This is a genomic window from Schinkia azotoformans LMG 9581 (assembly GCF_000307855.1).
GTDB lineage: Bacteria > Bacillota > Bacilli > Bacillales > Bacillaceae_J > Schinkia > Schinkia azotoformans.
In genome coordinates, this window is the sequence record NZ_AJLR01000043.1 from 1 (window position 1) to 21,899 (window position 21,899).

At 38.9% G+C, this 21,899-nt stretch carries 19 protein-coding genes; 18 read left to right on the forward strand and 1 reads right to left on the reverse strand.

Going from position 1 to position 21,899, the window contains the following annotated elements:
* The first annotated feature begins 224 nt into the window (after positions 1-224).
* Positions 225-416 (forward strand): hypothetical protein, encoded by a 192-nt coding sequence (locus BAZO_RS06380; RefSeq protein WP_411844530.1) that lies wholly within the window; start codon positions 225-227, stop codon positions 414-416.
* Between the two features lie 25 nt (positions 417-441).
* On the opposite strand, the gene BAZO_RS06385 is transcribed toward BAZO_RS06380, so the two are convergent.
* Complete coding sequence (locus BAZO_RS06385) at positions 442-1,860, reverse strand: sigma-54 interaction domain-containing protein (RefSeq protein WP_003330530.1); 1,419 nt, start codon at positions 1,858-1,860, stop codon at positions 442-444.
* 261 nt (positions 1,861-2,121) lie between these two features.
* On the opposite strand from BAZO_RS06385, the gene BAZO_RS06390 reads away from it, so the two are divergent.
* The 17 genes from BAZO_RS06390 (at position 2,122) to lysS (ending at position 21,544) form a co-directional block, all read left to right on the forward strand.
* Positions 2,122-3,327, forward strand: coding sequence for an ornithine--oxo-acid transaminase (locus tag BAZO_RS06390; RefSeq protein ID WP_003330531.1), 1,206 nt, complete (start codon positions 2,122-2,124; stop codon positions 3,325-3,327).
* 11 nt (positions 3,328-3,338) lie between these two features.
* Positions 3,339-4,622: a Glu/Leu/Phe/Val family dehydrogenase gene (locus tag BAZO_RS06395; protein ID WP_003330532.1), complete on the forward strand. Its 1,284-nt coding sequence runs from the start codon at positions 3,339-3,341 to the stop codon at positions 4,620-4,622.
* A gap of 198 nt (positions 4,623-4,820) precedes the next feature.
* Entirely contained in the window at positions 4,821-7,277 is a 2,457-nt protein-coding gene (gene spoIIE, locus BAZO_RS06400; protein WP_003330533.1) for a stage II sporulation protein E, read from the forward strand.
* Between the two features lie 117 nt (positions 7,278-7,394).
* A complete protein-coding gene (locus BAZO_RS06405) occupies positions 7,395-8,138 on the forward strand; it encodes a VWA domain-containing protein (protein WP_003330535.1) in 744 nt (247 codons plus the stop codon).
* On the forward strand, positions 8,107-9,126 hold the full coding sequence (locus tag BAZO_RS06410) for a serine/threonine protein kinase (protein WP_003330536.1): 1,020 nt from the start codon (positions 8,107-8,109) through the stop codon (positions 9,124-9,126). Before BAZO_RS06405 ends, BAZO_RS06410 begins: the two co-directional genes overlap by 32 nt.
* A gap of 58 nt (positions 9,127-9,184) precedes the next feature.
* On the forward strand, positions 9,185-10,615 hold the full coding sequence (gene tilS / locus BAZO_RS06415) for a tRNA lysidine(34) synthetase TilS (protein ID WP_003330537.1): 1,431 nt from the start codon (positions 9,185-9,187) through the stop codon (positions 10,613-10,615).
* Positions 10,616-10,627: 12 nt separating this feature from the next.
* Positions 10,628-11,167, forward strand: a complete 540-nt coding sequence (gene hpt, locus BAZO_RS06420) for a hypoxanthine phosphoribosyltransferase (RefSeq protein ID WP_003330538.1) — start codon at positions 10,628-10,630, stop codon at positions 11,165-11,167.
* 107 nt (positions 11,168-11,274) lie between these two features.
* A complete protein-coding gene (gene ftsH / locus BAZO_RS06425; RefSeq protein WP_003330539.1) occupies positions 11,275-13,236 on the forward strand; it encodes an ATP-dependent zinc metalloprotease FtsH in 1,962 nt (653 codons plus the stop codon).
* 74 nt (positions 13,237-13,310) lie between these two features.
* Positions 13,311-14,102: a type III pantothenate kinase gene (locus BAZO_RS06430; protein ID WP_003330540.1), complete on the forward strand. Its 792-nt coding sequence runs from the start codon at positions 13,311-13,313 to the stop codon at positions 14,100-14,102.
* The gene (gene hslO / locus BAZO_RS06435; RefSeq protein WP_003330541.1) at positions 14,095-14,973 is read left to right on the forward strand and encodes an Hsp33 family molecular chaperone HslO; all 879 of its coding nucleotides are present in this window, start codon (positions 14,095-14,097) and stop codon (positions 14,971-14,973) included. The genes BAZO_RS06430 and hslO overlap by 8 nt, the downstream gene beginning before the upstream one ends.
* Positions 14,974-15,103: 130 nt before the next feature.
* Positions 15,104-16,024 (forward strand): cysteine synthase A, encoded by a 921-nt coding sequence (gene cysK, locus BAZO_RS06440; protein ID WP_003330542.1) that lies wholly within the window; start codon positions 15,104-15,106, stop codon positions 16,022-16,024.
* A gap of 122 nt (positions 16,025-16,146) precedes the next feature.
* Positions 16,147-16,737, forward strand: coding sequence for an aminodeoxychorismate/anthranilate synthase component II (gene pabA / locus BAZO_RS06445; protein ID WP_003330543.1), 591 nt, complete (start codon positions 16,147-16,149; stop codon positions 16,735-16,737).
* A 414-nt stretch (positions 16,738-17,151) separates the two neighbouring features.
* On the forward strand, positions 17,152-18,006 hold the full coding sequence (gene folP / locus BAZO_RS06450; RefSeq protein ID WP_039957110.1) for a dihydropteroate synthase: 855 nt from the start codon (positions 17,152-17,154) through the stop codon (positions 18,004-18,006).
* The gene (gene folB, locus BAZO_RS06455; protein WP_003330546.1) at positions 17,999-18,361 is read left to right on the forward strand and encodes a dihydroneopterin aldolase; all 363 of its coding nucleotides are present in this window, start codon (positions 17,999-18,001) and stop codon (positions 18,359-18,361) included. The genes folP and folB overlap by 8 nt, the downstream gene beginning before the upstream one ends.
* Positions 18,358-18,855 (forward strand): 2-amino-4-hydroxy-6-hydroxymethyldihydropteridine diphosphokinase, encoded by a 498-nt coding sequence (gene folK / locus BAZO_RS06460; protein WP_003330547.1) that lies wholly within the window; start codon positions 18,358-18,360, stop codon positions 18,853-18,855. The genes folB and folK overlap by 4 nt, the downstream gene beginning before the upstream one ends.
* A 13-nt stretch (positions 18,856-18,868) precedes the next feature.
* Positions 18,869-19,870, forward strand: a complete 1,002-nt coding sequence (gene dusB, locus BAZO_RS06465) for a tRNA dihydrouridine synthase DusB (protein ID WP_003330548.1) — start codon at positions 18,869-18,871, stop codon at positions 19,868-19,870.
* 186 nt (positions 19,871-20,056) lie between these two features.
* Positions 20,057-21,544, forward strand: a complete 1,488-nt coding sequence (gene lysS / locus BAZO_RS06470) for a lysine--tRNA ligase (RefSeq protein WP_003330549.1) — start codon at positions 20,057-20,059, stop codon at positions 21,542-21,544.
* Positions 21,545-21,899: the final 355 nt, after the last annotated feature.

The window sequence follows — 21,899 nt, forward strand, 5'->3', positions numbered from 1 at the left end:
AGGTTTCCCTACTTTATGCTTGTTTCGATATACCATGGTTCTCAGAATATAGCAATGGGCAAGAGCAAGTATCATAACGAGGTCATAATGATAAAAGAGACATCCAAAAATAAGGTTTTGGGTGTTTTTTATCATTTTTTTACGTTTTTGGCATTTTGTTTTGGGACCTGCATATGATAGTAGAGGCTAGTAAGTTATTATTATTTTTTTAATCCAAGGAGGAAATGAGAGTGTGGGTTTTAACGCTTTATTCGCATGACAGCATCAAAATGTATGAATTTGAAAGTAAGGAGGAGGCTTTAAGGGAGAGCAGTAAACTGTCCGGCTACAAGGTCCTAACAGAAGTTATTTATTTTACGGACTTTGAGGAGGCCGATGTCATGCAGGAGCGTGAACTTTCGTTTGCGGGGAGGTAAACTAGTTAAGTAGACTAAAACCGGGCTATTGCCCGGTTTTAATTATTTTATATTTTTTAAGCCGATATTGAAGGTTTTGTCTGCTCATTCCGAGCGTCTTTGCTGCTTGCGTAATATTAAAATTATGAAGCTGCAATACTTTGTTTAAATAGTATGTTTCTGCTTCCTCCATATATTGATCAAGGGGCAAAATCTGTCTTCCTTTTTGGACTAAAAGGTTATCAGATTGAGTAGAAAGGGCTGATTCCCCCTTAAGCTGCTGCTTATTCCTAAAATGTATCGGCAGATGGACATACGAAATTTTATCCTCTTTATCTATTAAATTCATTGCACCTTCAATAATATGCTCCAACTCACGAATATTTCCCGGCCAATCATATTGTTCAAAAACATGTAAAACATTATCATCAATCCCAGTAACGTTCATTCCAAACAGATGGTTATATTTTTCGATGAAAAATTGAACAAGGTCGTGAATATCTGATTTCCTTTCCCTTAATGGGGGAATAAAAAGAGCAACAACACTTAGCCGATAATAAAGGTCCTTGCGAATTCTTCCTTGGGAAATGGCGTCAATTGGATCTTCATTAATAGTCGCTAAGATTCTAACGTCAATCTCCTGATCCTTTGTATCCCCGATTCTGCGCACTGTTTTTTCTTGGATTACCCGTAAAAGCTTCGCTTGTAAAGCGGGATTTAACGAGTTAAGTTCATCTAGTAGCAAGGTTCCGCCTTCAGCTTGTTCAAATAGACCGGGGCGTTCAATTGCTCCTGTAAAGGCCCCCTTCTTCGTACCAAATAAAAGCCCTTCAATAAGACTGTCAGGTAAAGCGGCGCAGTTTTGTGAAATAAATGGCTTTTCAGAACGATTGCTGCCGTTATGAATGCTTTGGGCAAATAGCTCTTTCCCTGTCCCGGTTTCTCCGACAATAAGCACAGATGATGTTGTTCGGGTTGCTCTTTTACTGGCTTCGATGACTTCTTGAATTTCAAAGCTGCTTCCAATAATGCTATCAAACGTATAGCGGGTGTTCCCTTTTTTATTCATATTTTCTCTAATCAGTTTCTCTAATTTTGTAACGTCACGGGCAATTTCAATGGCACCAATTCGGACGCCATCTTCTTCGATAGGGATTGTATCGTTAATGGTCGTTATTTCTTTTCCTCGGTTATTAAAATACGATTGCTTCGCATTTTTAATCATTGTGCCGTTTCGAAGGACATCTAGCAGGGTACTGTCTTCGTTTTTGTTAAAAGAAAAAACATCCAACAGACTCTTATCAAGAACATCATCAAAGTCCATGCCTTCAATTTCGCCCATTTTCTTATTATATATTATTGTTTTTCCTTCATGGTTTATTGCATGTACACCCACATCAATTTCATCTACAATACGTTGGAAAAATTTATTTTTTAAGTTTAATTGTATATGATTGCCATTCATGTTTTATTCCCCTTTTACGAATGCTTATATTATATTTTACCAAACCAAAGGTAAAGAGCAATGAAATTTGGCAGCTTTATGTAGTTTTCATGCAATGAATATTTGCTATTCTTGCAGATGCGGAAAGATAATAGCAAATATTATTTGCACATAAAATGACTAAAGCCTTTTAAATCAACACTTTTAAAGTTGGCATGGTTCTTGCGTTAATTTAAGTGAAGGTACAAAACATAACAAAGAAGTTTTTAGGGAGGAGTAAACATGGTGGGAGAAAAACAAACAAAATCAGCTTCATTAATAGAACAAACTGAAAAATTCGGTGCACATAATTATCACCCGCTGCCAATTGTAATCTCGAAGGCAGAAAGTGTTTGGGTAGAAGACCCCGAAGGCCATAAATACATGGATATGTTAAGTGCTTATTCAGCTGTTAACCAAGGACATCGTCATCCAAAGATTATTCAGGCCTTAAAGGATCAAGCAGATCGTGTTACCTTAACATCTCGTGCTTTCCATAACGACCAGTTGGGCCCTTGGTATGAAATGGTTTGTAAAATAGCAAATAAAGAAATGGCTTTGCCAATGAATACAGGTGCTGAGGCGGTAGAAACTGCTATTAAAGCAGCTCGCCGCTATGCCTATGATGTGAAAGGTGTGGAAGAGAACAAAGCGGAAATTATTGCATGTGCAGGAAACTTCCATGGCCGCACAATGACTGCTGTTTCTTTATCATCTGACCCTGAATACAAACGTGGCTTTGGTCCGATGCTGCCAGGAATTAAGATCATCCCTTACGGTGACCTTGATGCATTAAAAAATGCAATCACTAAAAACACAGCTGCGTTCTTAATTGAACCAATTCAAGGGGAAGCAGGAATTATAATTCCGCCACAGGGCTTCTTAAAGCAAGCGTTTGAAACTTGTAAAGAAAATAATGTCTTATTTATTGCAGACGAAATCCAGGCTGGTCTTGGACGTTCGGGTAAAATGTTTGCTTGTGACTGGGAAGAGATCGTTCCGGATATGTATATATTAGGAAAGGCACTTGGCGGTGGGGTATTCCCAATTTCATGTGTTGTTGCGAATAAAGATATTCTTAGGGTATTTAACCCAGGCTCACATGGCTCAACATTTGGAGGAAATCCATTAGCATGTGCAGTTTCAATTGCAGCTATGAATGTACTTGTTGAAGAAAAACTTGCAGAACGCTCTCATGAGCTAGGCGAGTATTTTAAAGCTAAATTAAAAGAAATTCAAAATCCAAAAATTAAAGAAGTCCGTGGCCGGGGGTTGTTTATCGGTGTTGAATTAACAGAACCAGCCCGTAAATATTGTGAAACATTAAAAGCAGAAGGCTTATTATGTAAGGAAACACATGAAACGGTAATCCGCTTTGCCCCACCACTTGTTATTAATAAAGAAGAGCTTGACTGGGCAATTGAACGTATTAAGAAAGTTTTAGGATAAGAGGTGCTATTATGGGTACAACTGTTGATCAAAAAAGGGCAACTCCGATTGTTGAAGAGTCATTAGATTTATTGACATCAACACAAATCACTTTTAAAGAAGCGTTAGACAAATTGGGATATTCTAAGGAAATGTATGAGCTTTTAAAAGAACCATTAAAGATGTTAACTGTAAGAATTCCGGTAAAAATGGATAACGGCTCAACTAAGATTTTCACTGGTTATCGTGCCCAACATAATGATGCCGTTGGTCCAACAAAAGGTGGAGTAAGATTCCATCCTGAAGTCGATGAAAATGAAGTAAAGTCATTATCAATGTGGATGAGCTTGAAATGTGGCATTGTTGACCTTCCATATGGTGGTGGTAAAGGTGGTATTATTTGTGATCCACGCTCCATGTCAATGGGTGAGATAGAGCGCTTAAGCCGCGGCTATGTCCGTGCGATCAGCCAAATTGTCGGTCCAACAAAAGATATTCCAGCACCAGACGTATATACGAACGCCCAAATTATGGCATGGATGATGGATGAATATAGCCGGATTCGTGAACATGATTCGCCAGGATTTATTACCGGTAAACCGCTCGTACTTGGAGGCTCGGCAGGAAGAGACAAGGCTACAGCACAAGGTGTCGTAATCTGTATTGAGGAAGCTGCGAAAAAGCGAGGTATTACCATTGAAGAGGCTCGTGTAGTTGTTCAAGGCTTCGGGAATGCCGGAAGTTTCTTGGCTAAGTTCATGCATGACATGGGAGCTAAAGTAGTTGGTATTTCCGATGCTGGCGGTGCACTTTATGACCCTAATGGCCTTGACATTGATTATCTTTTGGATCGAAGAGACAGCTTTGGCATGGTTACGAACTTATTCAAGAACACGATTACGAACCAGGAGCTTCTCGAGTTAGAATGTGATATTTTAGTACCGGCCGCCATTTCTAACCAGATTACGGCTGGTAATGCCCATAATATTAAAGCAGCGATTATTGTTGAAGCGGCAAATGGCCCAACAACACTAGAGGCAACCAAAATTTTAACGGAGCGCGGCATTCTTCTTGTACCTGACGTGTTAGCAAGTGCAGGTGGAGTAACAGTTTCTTACTTTGAATGGGTACAAAATAACCAAGGCTATTATTGGTCTGAAGAAGAAGTAAATGATAAGCTGCGTAAGAACCTTGTTCGAGCATTTAATAATGTGTACGACGCAGCGGAACAACGTAAGGTTAACATGCGTCTTGCCGCCTACATGGTAGGAATTAGACGCATGGCGGAAGCATCTCATTTTAGAGGCTGGGTGTAATAATGACAAAAAGATCACTTCATTTTACGGAGTGATCTTTTTTCATAAGTTTTTATAGTGAAAAACAATGTTTTTTGACAAACCAAGATAAAATAACGTCGAACACTTTTTATAGTTAGCCCTGATGATTTGACAAAAAAATAGGAAACCTTGTGGTTAAATAGGAGACAACTATTTCTAGTCAGGGGAGTGTGTTGTATGCAAAAAGTAGAGAGGGAGATGATTTTTCAGGCGCAAACTCAAGGGATTATGGAGGGATGGTTAGAACGCTTAGGAGCTAAGCTAGATCATCTTTTTATTAAAAAGGGTTTGCTGTTGGTACTTGTCGGTTTTTTACTTGGACGGGCTTTGATTCTTGCAAAGATTGCACCATTTGCCTTGCCTTTTTTTGCAGCCGTATTTTTAATGCGTAAAGAAAAGACTGGACAAGCTGCGATTGCCGTAGTTTTAGGAGCTTTAACAACGTCGATTCCCAGTGCAGGATTTACATTTGCATCAATCGGAGCATTTTTCATCTTTTATCTGATTTTTTCAAGGATAAGCTTTGACCGAGTTAAGGTTTTGCCTTTAAATGTATTAATTGCATCTTTAGCAACAAGGCTTTCTTTAACGTATGTATTTAATCATGAACTTGTCTACTATGACATCATGATGAGTATAATAGAGGCAGGCCTAGGTTATATTTTAACGTTAATTTTTATACAAAGCGTGCCTTTGTTAAGCATACGCCGCAGAAAACAAGTATTAAAGAATGAAGAGATTATTTGTTTAATCATTTTATTAGCCTCGGTGTTAACTGGAACGATTGGCTGGTCCGTTTATGATGTTTCTGTCGAGCATGTATTATCCAGGTATTTAGTGATGTTATTCGCCTTCATCGGCGGAGCTGCAATCGGATCCACCGTTGGCGTTGTTACAGGGTTAATACTAAGCCTAGCAAATGTAGCCAGCTTGTATCAGATGAGTTTGCTTGCGTTTTCCGGTCTATTAGGTGGCCTATTAAAAGACGGGAAAAAGTTCGGTGTTGGGATTGGTCTTTTAATTGGTACATTATTAATCGGTTTATATGGAGAAGGCACAACGGATCTCCTACCGACAATATTAGAGTCTTGCATCGCCATCCTGATCTTCCTATTGACACCTAAGGCAGCTATTTCAAAAATTGCTACGTTCATTCCTGGTACGGAGGAGCATGCGCAGGAACAACAGCAATATATGCGCAAAGTAAGAGATGTTACGGCCAAGCGGGTTGAACAATTCTCGACATTATTTCATGCGCTTTCTAATAGTTTTAACTATCAAGGGCTCACTAATAAGGATGAAGATGACAGTCGTGAGATCGACTATTTCTTAAGTAATGTAACAGAAAAAACGTGCCAAACCTGTTTTCGAAAAACAAAATGCTGGGAGGACAACTTTAATACAACCTATGACTACATGTTGGAAATTATGCGTGAATGTGAAACAAATTCTTCTGGCCCTCCTAATAGAACGCTACAGCGTGAGTGGGACAACCATTGTGTCAAAGGGGCAAGGGTGTATGAGGAGATCAAACAAGAGCTTTCTTTTTACCATGCAAATCAAAGATTAAAAAAGCAGGTACAGGAAAGCAGACGTTTAGTGGCCGATCAGTTGTTAGGGGTTTCCCAAGTGATGGATAATTTCGCAAAAGAAATACAGCGTGAGCGGGAAAATCATCAGCATCAGGAAGACCAAATTATTGAGGCGTTGGCTGGGATGGGAATTGAATTAGGTCAAATTGATATTTACAGCTTAAAATCGGGGAATGTTGATATTGAATTAAGCATTCCGTATTGTAATGGCACTGGGGAGGCAGAAAAGGTCATCGCGCCGATGCTTTCGGATATAGTAGGTGAAACAATTGTTGTTAAAAAAGAGGATTGTGCTCCATTTCCACATGGATATTGCCAAGTTGCATTAGGTTCAGCTAAAGCTTTTGTAGTAGACACAGGAGTAGCGCACGCCGCCAAAGGCGGTGCATTCGTTTCAGGAGACTGCTATTCGACGATTGAGTTAGGTGCCGGGAAATATGCAATCGCTATCAGCGATGGAATGGGAAATGGTGAAAGAGCGTTTTTAGAAAGCAATGAAACATTAGTATTATTGCAAAAAATTCTTCAATCCGGGATTGAAGAGAAAGTTGCCATTAAATCTGTTAATTCAGTGTTATCATTAAGAACAACCGATGAGATCTTTTCAACATTAGATTTAGCGATGATCGACCTTCAGGATGCCAACGTTAAGTTTCTCAAAATTGGTTCATCACCAAGCTTTATAAAACGAGGTGAAAGTATTAAAAAAATTGAAGCAAGCAATTTACCGATGGGCATCATCCAAGATTTTGAGGTAGATGTTGTAAGTGATCAGCTTAAATCTGGTGATATCCTCGTTATGATGAGTGACGGTGTATTTGAAGGGCCGTCCCATGTAGAAAACTATGATGTATGGATGAAGAGAAAATTAAAGGAAATTTCAACAGGGGATCCGCAGGAGATTGCAGATATTTTACTAGAAGAAGTTATTAGAACGAGCGGGCAAATTCAAGATGATATGACGGTTATTGTTGCAAAAATTCAACACAATATTCCAAAGTGGGCCTCCATTCCGGTGTATCCAAGTAAAAAGGCGCTATAACCTTATTCAGGGCTGAATAAAGTTATAGCCTCCGGTAGATGCCATGGATTTGTAGTATAATTCCTTTTTTATTCGTTAATGATGGTAATAGACCATTGATTGTTGGAGGAGATACGAATGAAAAAAGGAACGCTAAAACAAATATTACTGATTACGGATGGATGTTCAAATTCCGGGGAAGATCCAGTCGCAATGGCGGCACTGGCAAAGGAACAAGGAATTACTGTAAATGTGATTGGCGTGATGCTGAATGATTCCGTTGGTGATCAAGGAAAACAGGAAATAGAGGAAATTGCCATGAGTGGCAACGGTATTAGCCAAATTGTTTATGCCAAGCAGCTGTCACAAACGGTTCAGATGGTGACAAGAAAAGCGATGACGCAAACTCTTCAAGGTGTTGTCAATTCAGAATTAAAACAAATACTCGGAAGCAGAAGCACGATCGAAGACCTACCACCTGAAAAACGCGGCGAGGTGATGGAAGTAGTTGATGAGCTTGGGGAAACCGTTGATTTAGAGGTATTAATATTAGTAGATATTAGTGGAAGTATGAAGGATAAAATACCTACGGTTAAGGAGGCGTTGTTTGATTTATCTATCAGTCTAAACTCAAGGATTGGTCAAAATCGTTTTTCAATTTTTGGATTCCCAGGTAGACGGGATGAGGTTGATAAAATACTAGATTGGACGCCTAAACTAGATTCCATTTCAAGTGTATTCCCGAAATTAACATCTGGTGGCATCACACCTACAGGACCTGCGATTCGTGAGGCGATCCAACACTTCTCTAGGAAGAAGCCACGAAATTTAAGGAGCTGGATTTCCCGTGATGATGAATATATCGAAGAAGCCGGATTATAATGTAGCACGAGGAACGGTTATTAAGGGAAAATGGCACCATCATGCTTATACAGTACATAAAACCCTCGGGTACGGGGCAACAGGGACTGTATATTTAGCGGAGGGGAAGGAAGGATTAGTAGCATTAAAAATAAGTGATGATAGTATGGCGATTACTTCAGAGGTAAATGTATTACGACATTTTTCTAAGGTCCAAGGTTGCCTTGGGCCTTCTTTGCTTGATGTCGATGATTGGGTATTTCCCGGGCAAGGAAAAGCTCTTCATTTCTATGTAATGGAATATTTAAAAGGGGATGATTTTTTATCTTTTATAAATAAGAATGGGGATGAATGGCTTAGTGTCCTCGTGCTTCAGCTTCTTTCCGATTTAGACCGGCTTCATGAGGAGGGGTGGGTGTTTGGTGATTTAAAACCGGATAATTTATTAGTAGTAGGGCCACCTTCACGAGTTAGATGGCTGGATGTTGGCGGGACAACAATGAAAGGGCGTTCCATCAAAGAGTTTACTGAGTTTTTCGATCGTGGATATTGGGGTATGGGCTCAAGAAAAGCAGAACCATCTTATGATTTATTCGCAGTAGCGATGATCATGATTAATAGTGCTTTTCCTCATCGCTTTTCAAAAAAAGGGGAGCTTGGAAATCACTTTCAGGAATTAGTTAAAGCCGTTCAAACAGCTCCTACATTAAGGAAATATGAAAGGGTCATAATAAAAGCGATTCAAGGACGTTATCCTTCTGCACAGGAAATGAGACAGGAATTGATAGAAACAATTAGCTCTCAGATTAAACAAAGTAAACCGGTGAATCAGTCCACGACAAAAACAAATTCAAAATCAATACCGACCACGAAAACATTAAAAAATGCAAGACAGATGAAAAGAAAGGCTGACAGGAGAAATAGATTTAGAGGGGTATTTGAAACATTTCTCATTGCTGTTTTTTTATTAATTGCTTACTTTCTTTATATTGCAGGACATATGATGTGATTTTTTTGCTACAATATACAAATGGAAATCAATACTACTATTATAAAGGAAGATTGGAATGAAGCATGACAGAGTAGAGCAATTTATCGAAAGGCACAATTTACTTGACGAGAATGCTGTTGTTGTCGTAGGTGTTTCAGGAGGCTCGGATTCTATTGCTCTGCTTCATTATTTGTGGACGATTAAAGACAAATGGGAGTTAACATTAGTGGCCGCCCATGTAGACCATATGTTTAGAGGGAAGGAGTCCTATGAGGATTTACTATTTGTTAAGAACTTTTGTGAAAATCATTCAATCCAATTTGAAGGGATTTCAGTCGATGTACCAGGTTTTATTGAAAAACATCATGTAAGCTCCCAAGTTGCAGCAAGGATTTGCCGCTATGAGTTTTATGATAGAGTTTTAGAGAAATATAATGGAGATTACCTTGCCTTGGCTCATCACGCGGATGACCAGGTGGAAACGATGCTGATGAGAATGGTTAGGGGCAGCTATGGACAATCATTAGCGGGGATACCCGTAAAGCGGCCCTATAATAATGCAACGCTCATTCGACCGTTTTTATGTTTGACCAAGGTTGAAATTGAAGAGTACATAGAGGAATGCAATTTATCATTTCGAGTTGATCCAAGCAACAACAAAGATGACTATCAAAGAAACCGATTTAGGCATCATATTCTTCCTTTTTTAAAAAAAGAAAATCCAAACGTTTCAGAACGGTTTCAAACGTTAAGTGAGTTGCTCTCGGATGACCAAAAGTTATTAGAAGATTATGCAGAAAAGGAATTACAAAGGGTTTTAATAGCGAAGACGGACACAAGAATTGTTTTTGCGATTAATGAGTTTAAAAGAATACCTATTTCTTTACAAAGAAGGGGTATTCATCTAATATTAAAATATCTTTATAAAGTAATTCCTTCCAATATAGCTACAATACATATTAATCAACTTTTATCTTTGCTCGACCATGAACATCCTTCAGGTATTTTACATTTTCCAAAAGGCTTGATTGTTACGAAGTCCTATAATCAATGCATTTTAGCTATTGAGCCAAAAGCAGAGAAGAAGGAGCGTGTCTTTAACCCCTATACTTTAGCTGTGCCTGGGGAAGTTAATGTAGCAAGTAGTTTTTCAATTAAGGCTGAATGGATTGATAGTATTCCGGAAAAAATAGACGGAATTGATTTTTTTATATGTTATGCTGAAGAGATTGCATTACCGATACATATTCGAAGGCGAAAAACGGGCGACCGAATGACCGTAAAAGGTATGAAAGGAACGAAAAAAATTAAAGATATTTTTATCGATAAGAAGGTGCCAAGAGATGAAAGGGATGCTTGGCCCATCGTTGAAGATGCTAATGGGCATATTCTCTGGCTGCCATGCCTAAAAAAATCGGCATATTCCCTAGAAGGACATAAAAATGAAGAAAGCAATAGTCATCTTTATTTACTATTACAATATATATCATACAACAAAGAGCTCTAGGAGGAACTAGGAATGAAGCACGATATTAAAGAGGTTTTAATTGCGGAAGAGGAAATTCAAAAAAGGGTAAAAGAACTTGGAGCGATTCTTTCAGAGGAATACCAAGACCGATTCCCATTAGTCATTGGTGTATTGAAAGGCGCGATGCTTTTCATGAGTGATATTGTGAAAAATATGGACATCCATCTGGAAATGGACTTTATGGATGTTTCAAGCTACGGAAGCTCCACCGTGTCATCCGGGGAAGTTAAAATTATTAAAGACTTAAATACCTCTGTTGAGGGTAGGGATATTATCATTGTAGAAGATATTATCGACAGTGGTCTTACGCTAAATTATCTCGTCGATCTTCTTCGCTATCGAAAAGCTAAATCAATTAAGATTGTAACACTCTTAGATAAACCAACTGGAAGAAAAGTGGATCTTTATGCTGATTTGGTTGGCTTCGATGTTCCTGATGCCTTTGTTGTAGGATATGGGCTTGACTTTGCTGAAAGGTACCGGAATCTCCCATATATTGGGGTTTTAAAACCTGAAGTATATCAAAATTAGAAAATATAGAAAAAATATCCTTTTTAGAAGTGTAATTTGTTGTGTTTTTTTTAACTAATATGGTACCATTTACTATAGTTTCTTTGCTTCGCAGGAGGAGGTAAGTAATGAATCGGATCTTCCGTAATACAATTTTTTATTTATTAATATTCTTAGTTGTCATTGGAGTAGTAAGCTTCTTTAATGGCACAGGACAGCAACAGCAATCACTAACATATGACCAATTCATGACTCACCTAGAAAAAGGTGATATAAAGTCAGCGACAATTCAGCCAGAGAGGCTGGTTTACGAAGTTCGTGGTCAGCTAAAAACATACCCTGAAGGTCAGTTTTTCGTTACATATGTCCTTCAAACAGAGACTGCTTCAGACTTCACTGAAATGCTAAGGAAAAGTGGCGCAAAGGTTGAAAATTTACCAGCCAAAGAAACAAGCGGCTGGGTAACATTTTTTACTTCGATTATTCCTTTCATCATTATTTTTATTTTGTTCTTCTTCTTATTAAACCAAGCTCAAGGCGGCGGCAGCCGTGTTATGAATTTCGGTAAGAGTAAGGCAAAGCTTTATAGTGAAGAAAAGAAAAAGGTACGCTTTAAAGATGTTGCCGGTGCAGATGAAGAGAAACAAGAACTTGTTGAAGTTGTTGAATTTCTTAAGGACCCACGCAAGTTTGCAGCATTAGGGGCACGAATTCCTAAAGGGGTACTGCTTGTAGGGCCTCCAGGTACAGGTAAAACATTATTGGCTCGGGCTGTAGCAGGAGAAGCGGGCGTTCCGTTTTTCTCAATTAGTGGTTCGGACTTTGTAGAAATGTTCGTCGGTGTTGGTGCATCGAGGGTTCGTGATTTGTTTGAAAATGCAAAAAAGAATGCACCATGTATTATCTTCATAGATGAAATTGATGCTGTTGGTCGTCAGCGTGGCGCCGGTCTTGGCGGTGGTCACGACGAGCGTGAGCAGACGTTAAACCAATTGCTTGTTGAGATGGATGGGTTTGGTGCCAATGAAGGAATTATCATCATTGCTGCAACAAACCGCCCTGATATTTTAGACCCTGCACTCTTGCGCCCAGGCCGTTTTGACCGTCAAATTACAGTTGACCGTCCGGATGTAAAAGGCCGTGAAGCAGTATTAGGAGTACATGCAAAAAATAAACCACTTGCTGATAATGTTGATCTTAAGACGATTGCATTGCGCACACCTGGATTCTCAGGTGCTGATCTTGAAAATCTATTAAATGAAGCTGCACTTGTTGCTGCAAGAGCAGATCAAAAGGTAATCACAGCTGATGATATTGATGAGGCAATCGACCGAGTTATTGCCGGCCCTGCTAAAAGAAGCCGGGTGGTATCTGAAAAAGAAAGAAGAATTGTTGCCTATCATGAAGCGGGACATACAATCATTGGCGTTGTATTAGATGAGGCCGATATGGTTCACAAGGTAACGATTGTTCCTCGTGGCCAAGCGGGTGGATATGCAGTTATGCTACCAAAGGAAGATCGTTACTTTATGACAAAGCCGGAGTTATATGATAAAATTACCGGCTTACTAGGCGGACGTGTAGCTGAGGAACTTGTACTTGGAGAAGTAAGTACAGGTGCTCATAATGACTTCCAACGCGCGACAAATATTGCTCGTAAGATGGTTACTGAATATGGTATGAGTGATAAGTTAGGCCCAATGCAATTTGGCCATGCATCTGGTGGTCAAGTATTCCTAGGCCGTGATATTAACAATGAGCAGAACTATAGTGATGCGATTGCTCATGAAATTGATATGGAAATTCAACGCATTATCTTAGAATGCTACGATAAAGCGAAGAGGATCTTAACAGAGTATTCCGAACAGCATCATTTAATTGCGAAAACACTACTTGAAGTTGAAACGCTTGATGCTGAGCAAATTAGGCATTTATTTGATCATGGAACATTGCCTGATCGCTCGGTTGATGCTAATGAACCTAAAAAGCCAGCTGCAACGACTAAAGTAGAGTCAACAACAACGAAGGAAGATGTCATCGTTAACATCAATACGAAAAATGATGATACTAATAAAGAAACAAAAGAGTAAACTTTATTCATAAAAAATAGGATGCCTTTATGGCATCCTATTTTCGCTAAAAATCTTATAATAGGGTGATAACAATGATCTTTGTTATTGATGTAGGCAATACTAATACAGTATTAGGCGTATTTGATAGAGAAGAGTTAAAGTATCAATGGCGAATCGAAACGAGCAGAAATAAAACGGAAGATGAATACGGGATGATCATTAAAGAGCTATTTACACACGTCGGGATCCGTTCATCCGACGTAAGCGGAATTATTATATCTTCGGTTGTACCGCCTATTATGTTTTCGCTTGAAAGAATGTGTGAAAAGTACTTTAACATTACCCCGATGATCGTCGGGCCTGGAATTAAAACAGGGTTAAATATTAAATATGATAACCCGAAAGAAGTGGGGGCAGACCGCATTGTCAATGCAGTGGCAGGAATTCACGAATATGGTGCACCGCTTATTATCGTTGATTTTGGAACGGCTACTACATATTGTTACATTGATGAGGACAAGCAGTATATGGGAGGCGCGATTGCCCCAGGAATAAATATTTCCACAGAGGCATTATATACAAAGGCGGCTAAGTTGCCACGAATAGAAATTGCTAGACCAAATGGGATCGTTGGTAAAAACACAGTACATGCGATGCAGGCTGGTATTTTATTTGGTTATGTCGGCCAGGTTGAGGGTATCGTAAGAAGGATGAAGGAGGAGGCAACTGTAGAACCGAAAGTAATTGCAACGGGCGGGTTGGCTTCACTAATTGCTAAAGAATCTGATGCAATCGATGTTGTTGATCCATTCTTAACTTTAAAAGGCTTGCAAATGATTTTTGCACGAAACCAAGCAACTGAAAGGAGTAAACTGGATGTCTGATTATTTAATAAAAGCTTTAGCCTATGATGGCCAAGTCCGAGCCTATGGTATTCGAACTACAGAAACGGTTTCGGAGGGGCAAAGGCGCCACGACACTTGGGCTACTGCTTCTGCTGCACTAGGAAGGGCAATAACTGCATCAACCATGATGGGAGCGATGCTAAAAGGCGACGATAAAATTACTGTAAAAATTGAAGGCGGCGGTCCTATCGGGGCCATTCTTGTTGATGCCAATGCCCATGGTGAGGTCCGTGGTTATGTTACAAACCCCCATGTTGATTTTGAATTAAATGATAAGGGGAAACTTGATGTCTCCAGAGCTGTTGGCAATAACGGCTTTTTGTCCGTTGTTAAAGATTTAGGCATGAGAGAGCATTTTACGGGTCAAGTACCGCTTGTTTCCGGAGAATTAGGTGAAGATTTTACATATTATTTTGTAGCATCAGAACAGGTTCCCTCAGCTGTGGGCGTCGGTGTATTAGTAAATCCCGATCATTCCATTTTAGCTTCAGGGGGATTTATTATTCAATTAATGCCGGGAACGACGGATGAGACAATTGAAAAAATTGAAAAACAAATTAATTCGATTCCTCCAATTTCAAAGTTAATCCAAGAGGGTTTAACACCAGAAGAAATTCTAGAAAGACTGCTTGGAGATATTAAAATTCTGGACAAGATGCCGGTTTCATTTACATGCAGCTGTTCAAAAGAAAGATTGGCCAATGCAATTGTAAGTTTGGGACCGGATGAAATTAAAGCGATGATTGAAGAGGACGGCAAGGCCGATGCACATTGTCATTTTTGTAATGAACAGTATCATTTTACAAAACAAGAATTAGAAGATCTTTATAATAAAACAAAACAAGATTAGGGTGCCTAAAATGATGAATTATGGCGAAAACTGCTGATTAAAACTAATTGACAATTATCAGAAAAATTGATACGGTTTTAATATAAATCTTAAACACCAATAAATTTACTCGGAATTGGAGTGGGAGAAAATGCGCGTTGCAAATTCTATTGTAGAACTAATTGGCTATACACCGATTGTTAAATTAAACCGATTAACTGATGAAAATGCTGCAGATGTATATGTAAAATTAGAGTATTTTAATCCAGGAAGCAGTGTGAAAGATCGTATTGCATTAGCGATGATTGAAGCAGCGCTTGAAAAAGGGGATTTAAAAGAAGGCGATACTATTATTGAGCCAACTAGTGGCAACACTGGCATTGGTCTTGCAATGGTAGCGGCAGCAAAAGGTTTAAAAGCTGTACTTGTTATGCCTGATACAATGAGCCTTGAAAGACGCAATCTATTACGTGCATATGGTGCTGAGCTTGTCTTAACTCCTGGTGCAGAAGGTATGAAGGGTGCAATTGCCAAAGCCAATGAGCTAGCAAAAGAAAACGGATATTTCGTGCCGCAGCAGTTTGAAAATCCGGCAAATCCACAAGTTCACCGTGAAACAACAGGTAAAGAAATCGTAGAACAAATGGATCAACTTGATGCTTTTGTATCCGGTATTGGTACTGGTGGTACAATTACAGGTGCTGGAGAAGTATTGAAAGAAAGATTCCCTGAGATTAAAATCTATGCGGTAGAGCCAACTGATTCACCTGTATTATCTGGAGGTAAACCAGGTCCTCATAAAATCCAAGGAATTGGCGCAGGTTTCGTTCCTGAAGTATTAAATACAAAGGTTTATGATGAGATTATCAAAATAGATAACGAAGAGGCTTTTGAACACGCTCGCCGTGCCGGTCGTGAAGAAGGAGTTCTATGCGGAATTTCTTCAGGGGCTGCGATTGCAGCTGCTTTAAAGATTGCTAAAGAACTTGGAAAAGGAAAGAAAGTATTAGCAATCTTGCCTGACAATGGAGAGCGTTATTTAAGTACTGCTTTATATCAGTTTGAAGGCTAATAACTTTAATCAGTAGAAAAGAGAAAACAGTCCTTTTCAGAATTAGGACTGTTTTTTTATGGAAAAATTTATTATACTATAAAATAGTTGAGATTAGAAAAGATGAGCCCGAGGTGAGCAGAGTGATTTTAATGATTGATAATTATGATTCCTTTACGTTTAATTTAGTTCAGTATTTAGGGGAAATGGGTCAGGATCTTGTTGTGAAGCGGAATGATGAAATCAGCATTAAAGAAATTGGGGAAATGAATCCGGACTTTTTGATGATTTCACCTGGACCGTGTACACCGGACGATGCGGGAATAAGTCTAGATGCAATCCGAACATTTGCTGGAAAGATCCCGATCTTTGGCGTTTGTCTTGGTCATCAGTCCATTGCCCAAGCGTTTGGTGGGGACGTAATCCGTGCGCGAAACTTAATGCATGGTAAAACATCGGATATTTATCATGATGGAAAAACTGTATTCGCGGGATTGGAACAGCCCTTTTCTGCTACCAGATACCATTCATTAATTGTGAAAAAAGAAACGTTGCCAGCTTGTTTTGAAATTTCAGCGTGGACGAAGGATGATGAAATTATGGCAATCCGCCATAAAGAACTGCCGATTGAAGGAGTACAATTCCATCCTGAATCGATTATCACATCCCATGGTAAAGATATGCTTCGGAATTTTATTGAAGCCTATGGCAAGAATATGCAGCCCAAAGCTTAAAACCAGTTAACTTTATTCTGAAGAATAAGGTTAAAGCCTCCGGCGAGCCTTGCGATTTCCAAAGGTAGTTTTTCGAGCAAGCTCGAAAATATCCGCTGGGCACAAATACGCCAAGGCGCATTTGATTTAGGTTATAATAATAAAGTGTGAAATGAGACCAGATGCTTATGCAAATGGTCTTTCACTGTTTCTGAACTTTATTCAGAGAATCTTTATACTCCCAAAGCAGTTGAATAAATGCAATCCTAGTTTTAAATTCAGTGAGGGTACAAACCCATTCTGAATAAAGTTAAGCCTCCGGCGGATGCCTCAGATTTTCAGAGGTAGTTTTTCGAGCAAGCTCGAAAAAATCTGGGCGCAAATACACCAAGGCGTATTTGATAAGAGTATTGTAAAATGAAAGGTTTGGATACAATGAAAAATAAGCCATTATACATAACATGTGGTGATGTACGGCTTGATATGAATAAAAAAACATGGATTATGGGTATTTTAAATGTCACTCCTGATTCCTTTTCAGATGGAGGCCGTTATAATAACGAAGAGGCTGCGATCATGCAGGCTGAGAGGATGGTTAGTGAAGGGGTTGATATTATAGATATCGGCGGTGAATCGACAAGACCCGGCCACGAAAGAATAAGTGATGAGGAAGAAATAAGCCGGGTTGTGCCTATTATTAAAGAGCTAAAAAAGAGATTTGATATACCGCTTTCGATTGATACGTATAAATCCGAAGTTGCAAGACTTGCCTTGGAAGCCGGTGCGGATATTATTAATGATATTTGGGGTGCGAAAGCCGATCCGAAAATGGCTGAGGTTGCCGCCCGTTATCAAGTCCCAATCATCCTGATGCATAACCGGGATAATATGGATTACCAGAACTTAATGGAGGATATGATTTCCGATTTACGGGAAAGTATTGCAATTGTAAAAGATGCAGGAGTTCCAGATGAAAAGATTATCCTCGATCCGGGCATTGGCTTTGCTAAAAACTATGAGCATAATTTAGAGGTCATGCGTAATTTAGATAGGATTGTAGATATCGGTTACCCTATTCTGCTTGCTACATCAAGAAAGAGATTTATTGGTACAGCCCTAGACCTACCCGTAGACGAGCGTGTTGAGGGGACAGGGGCAAGCGTCTGTCTTGGTATTGAAAGAGGTTGCCACATGGTAAGAGTCCATGATGTTAAAGAAATGACAAGAATGGCAAGGATGATGGATGCAATGCTAGGTAAACCGGCTGCTTGGGTGGTGTCAAATGGATAAAATCTATTTAAATAAAATGGAGTTTTACGGATATCACGGTGTTTTACCAGAAGAAACTAGGCTAGGACAGCGATTTATTGTTGACCTTGAATTGGAGTTGGACTTAGCGAAGGCTGGCCAAACTGATGACTTAAATGAAACTGTAAACTATGCTGAAGTTTATGAAATGACAAAGGAAATACTGGAAGGAAGGCCCTACCAACTGATTGAAAAGGTGGCGGAACTGTTAGCTGCTAGTTTACTTGCCGCTTTTTCAAAGATAGAGTATTGTACTGTAAAACTGATTAAACCGGACCCGCCTATTAAAGGACATTACAGGTCAGTTGCTGTCGAAATTCGAAGGGGAAGAAAATGAATAATATTGTTTATCTTGCACTTGGCACTAATCAAGGAGACCGCGAAAATTTCTTACTAACTGCAATTAAATTATTGGATGATTGTCCTCATATTTCCTTAATGGACCATTCGTCTATTTTTGAAACAGAACCAGTTGGCTATACAGAACAACCGAAGTTCCTTAACATGGTTATAAAGCTTAGAACCTCGTTAACAGCACATGAATTATTGGAATTTACACAAAAGCTTGAAAAGGATCTTGGCAGAAAAAGAGAGATTCATTGGGGACCGCGGACAATAGATCTTGACATTTTACTCTTTAATGACGAAAATATAGAGTCGGAGCATTTAAAGGTTCCACATCCAAGAATGTTTGAAAGAGCTTTTGTGATTGTTCCATTGTTGGAGATCAATAATGATATTTTTAATCAATTTAAAATAAATGCTGATAGTCTGACAGAAGATAAAGGTGTATCATTATATATTGAGCGAGAAAAAGTACTCCGATTGTAAAGAGGTGAAGGTAATGTTTAAAATAGGCGATATTGAACTAAAAAATCAAGTTGTTTTAGCACCAATGGCAGGAGTATGTAATGCAGCGTTTCGTTTAATTGTAAAGGAATTTGGGGCAGGATTAGTTTGTGCAGAAATGGTAAGTGATAAAGCAATCCTATTTAAAAATGAAAAAACGATGGACATGCTTTTTATAGATGAAGGCGAGAAGCCTTTGAGTCTGCAAATCTTTGGCGGTGAAAAAGAAACTCTTGTAGAAGCGGCCAAATTTGTTGAGAAAAATACAACAGCAGATATTATTGATATTAATATGGGTTGTCCCGTGCCTAAGATAATTAAAAGTGATGCAGGAGCGAAATGGCTCTTAGATCCGGAAAAAATATATGAAATGGTGGCAGCTGTAGTTGATGCGGTAGATAAACCAGTTACTGTCAAAATGCGAATGGGCTGGGATGATAACCATATATATGCAATAGAGAATGCTCAAGCTGTTGAACGTGCCGGTGGGCAAGCGGTGTCACTACATGGTCGTACTCGTGTGCAAATGTACGAAGGTACTGCGAACTGGGATATTATAAAAGACGTAAAGTCAGTCGTAAATATACCGGTTATCGGGAATGGTGATGTTAAATCCCCTGAGGATGCTAAGAGAATGCTGGACACAACCGGATGTGACGGAGTCATGATCGGACGTGCAGCACTTGGAGACCCTTGGATGATCTATCGGACAGTTCATTATTTAGAAACAGGGGAGTTAATGGCACCGCCGACTCCTGAGGAGAAAGTGAAGGTTTGTATGCTCCATGCTGACCGCTTGATTAAGCTTAAAGGTGAAAAAGTGGGGATTATGGAAATGCGTAAGCATGCTGCTTGGTATTTAAAAGGACTTCGTGGCAACGCAAAGGTCCGCACTGCTATAAACGAATGTAATAAAAGAGCAGAATTAGAATCTTTATTGCAAGAATATGTCTCATTCCTGGAACAAAGAGATGATGAAGGTATTCGAGTTGGATAAACTTTAACTTTGTTATAAAGTTAAAGCCTCCGGCGAGCCTTGCGATTTTCAAAGGTAGTTTTTCGAGCGAGCTCGAAAAAGTCTGGGCGCAAATACGCCAAGGCGCATTTGATTACTGATGCTGCCAGTATCCACTGGCAGTTTTTTTACATATATTTCTTATATTAATGATTTGGAGATGATGAAATGAGTCAGGAAGAATTAAATGACCAGCTGTTGGTGAGACGTGAAAAGTTAGCCCAATTTAGGGATAAAGGAATTGATCCGTTCGGAAAAAGATTTGAAAGAAGCGATACGACTAAGAGTCTAAAAGAACAATATGATCAATTTTCAAAAGAAGAACTAGAAGAAAAATCTATCGTTGTCTCTGTTGCTGGTCGTATTATGACAAAGCGCGGCAAGGGAAAAGCAGGCTTTGCGCATATTCAGGATTTAAATGGACAAGTTCAAATCTATGTTCGTCAAGATGCTGTTGGTGAGGAACAGTATGAAACTTTTGATAAAGCCGACCTTGGAGATATCGTAGGTGTAAGTGGTGAAGTATTCAAAACAAAGGTTGGGGAGTTATCTATTAAAGTAAAAGAATTTACGTTTCTTTCAAAGGCTCTACGACCATTACCTGATAAATTCCATGGTTTAAAAGATATCGAACAACGTTATCGTCAACGTTACCTTGATCTAATTACAAGCATGGAAAGCAGAGGAACCTTTATTACTAGAAGTAAAATATTGCAATCTATGCGCCGCTACTTAGATGATAGAGGCTATCTTGAGGTTGAAACACCAATGATGCATTCCATCGCAGGTGGAGCTGCTGCAAGACCGTTTATTACGCATCACAATGCACTTGATATGGAGCTGTATATGCGTATTGCAATTGAATTGCATTTAAAGCGGTTGATTGTAGGTGGACTGGAAAAAGTATATGAGATCGGCCGTGTATTCCGTAATGAAGGGATTTCAACACGCCATAATCCAGAGTTCACTATGATTGAACTCTATGAGGCATATGCAGATTTTAATGATATTATGGACCTTACAGAGAATATGATCGCTCATATTGCAAAAGAAGTTCTTGGCTCTACTACTGTTCAATATGGCGATAATGAAATTAATTTAGAGCCTAAATGGACTCGTCTTCATATCGTTGATGCAATTAAAGAGTATGTAGGCGTTGACTTCTGGAAGAAAATGAGTGATGAAGAGGCTCGTGTCTTAGCGAAAGAGCATAATATTGAGATAAAAGACAATATGACATTTGGTCATATCGTCAATGAGTTCTTTGAACAAAGAGTGGAAGAAAAATTAATTCAACCGACATTTATTTATGGGCATCCAGTTGAAATTTCGCCATTAGCGAAGAAAAACGATGAAGATAAACGCTTTACAGATCGTTTTGAGTTGTTTATTGTGGCTCGTGAGCATGCCAATGCATTTACAGAGTTAAATGATCCGATTGATCAAAAAGAACGGTTTGAAGCGCAGTTAAAAGAAAGAGCAGAAGGTAACGATGAAGCTCATATGATGGACGAGGATTATATTGAGGCTATGGAGTATGGAATGCCTCCTACAGGTGGATTAGGGATTGGGATTGACCGTCTAGTAATGTTGTTAACAAATTCACCATCAATTAGAGATGTATTATTATTCCCATTAATGCGTCACAGAGATTAATTTAAAAAGAATTAATTAATTTTGAAATATAGGGACATCCTAGTTATAGCCAAGTGCTTAAATTAACTGTGGATGTCTTTTTACTTAATTTTTTTCAAAAAGGCCTTGATCTTTGTTTTTGAACCTGATATATTTAATTTCGTTGTCACGAAAAACGTAAAAAAATATGTGATAAATAATGTTGACAACTAATAATCATAATGATATATTATGAGAGTCGCCATTAAAAATAATGTCGAAGTAAGTAAATAAAAAAGTTATTGACTTCTGCGAATAAAGATGTTAAGATAAATCTTGTCGCTGAAACACGACGAACGAAATGATCTTTGAAAACTAAACAAAATGTCAAGCGTGC

Excerpts from the sequence above, each read along its gene's own strand:
- BAZO_RS06380 (WP_411844530.1), top strand. The coding sequence starts at position 225 with ATGAGAGTGTGGGTTTTAACGCTTTATTCGCATGACAGCATCAAAATG.
- BAZO_RS06385 (WP_003330530.1), bottom strand. The coding sequence starts at position 1,860 with ATGAATGGCAATCATATACAATTAAACTTAAAAAATAAATTTTTCCAA.
- BAZO_RS06390 (WP_003330531.1), top strand. The coding sequence starts at position 2,122 with ATGGTGGGAGAAAAACAAACAAAATCAGCTTCATTAATAGAACAAACT.
- BAZO_RS06395 (WP_003330532.1), top strand. The coding sequence starts at position 3,339 with ATGGGTACAACTGTTGATCAAAAAAGGGCAACTCCGATTGTTGAAGAG.
- spoIIE (WP_003330533.1), top strand. The coding sequence starts at position 4,821 with ATGCAAAAAGTAGAGAGGGAGATGATTTTTCAGGCGCAAACTCAAGGG.
- BAZO_RS06405 (WP_003330535.1), top strand. The coding sequence starts at position 7,395 with ATGAAAAAAGGAACGCTAAAACAAATATTACTGATTACGGATGGATGT.
- BAZO_RS06410 (WP_003330536.1), top strand. The coding sequence starts at position 8,107 with ATGATGAATATATCGAAGAAGCCGGATTATAATGTAGCACGAGGAACG.
- tilS (WP_003330537.1), top strand. The coding sequence starts at position 9,185 with ATGAAGCATGACAGAGTAGAGCAATTTATCGAAAGGCACAATTTACTT.
- hpt (WP_003330538.1), top strand. The coding sequence starts at position 10,628 with ATGAAGCACGATATTAAAGAGGTTTTAATTGCGGAAGAGGAAATTCAA.
- ftsH (WP_003330539.1), top strand. The coding sequence starts at position 11,275 with ATGAATCGGATCTTCCGTAATACAATTTTTTATTTATTAATATTCTTA.
- BAZO_RS06430 (WP_003330540.1), top strand. The coding sequence starts at position 13,311 with ATGATCTTTGTTATTGATGTAGGCAATACTAATACAGTATTAGGCGTA.
- hslO (WP_003330541.1), top strand. The coding sequence starts at position 14,095 with ATGTCTGATTATTTAATAAAAGCTTTAGCCTATGATGGCCAAGTCCGA.
- cysK (WP_003330542.1), top strand. The coding sequence starts at position 15,104 with ATGCGCGTTGCAAATTCTATTGTAGAACTAATTGGCTATACACCGATT.
- folP (WP_039957110.1), top strand. The coding sequence starts at position 17,152 with ATGAAAAATAAGCCATTATACATAACATGTGGTGATGTACGGCTTGAT.
- folB (WP_003330546.1), top strand. The coding sequence starts at position 17,999 with ATGGATAAAATCTATTTAAATAAAATGGAGTTTTACGGATATCACGGT.
- folK (WP_003330547.1), top strand. The coding sequence starts at position 18,358 with ATGAATAATATTGTTTATCTTGCACTTGGCACTAATCAAGGAGACCGC.
- dusB (WP_003330548.1), top strand. The coding sequence starts at position 18,869 with ATGTTTAAAATAGGCGATATTGAACTAAAAAATCAAGTTGTTTTAGCA.
- lysS (WP_003330549.1), top strand. The coding sequence starts at position 20,057 with ATGAGTCAGGAAGAATTAAATGACCAGCTGTTGGTGAGACGTGAAAAG.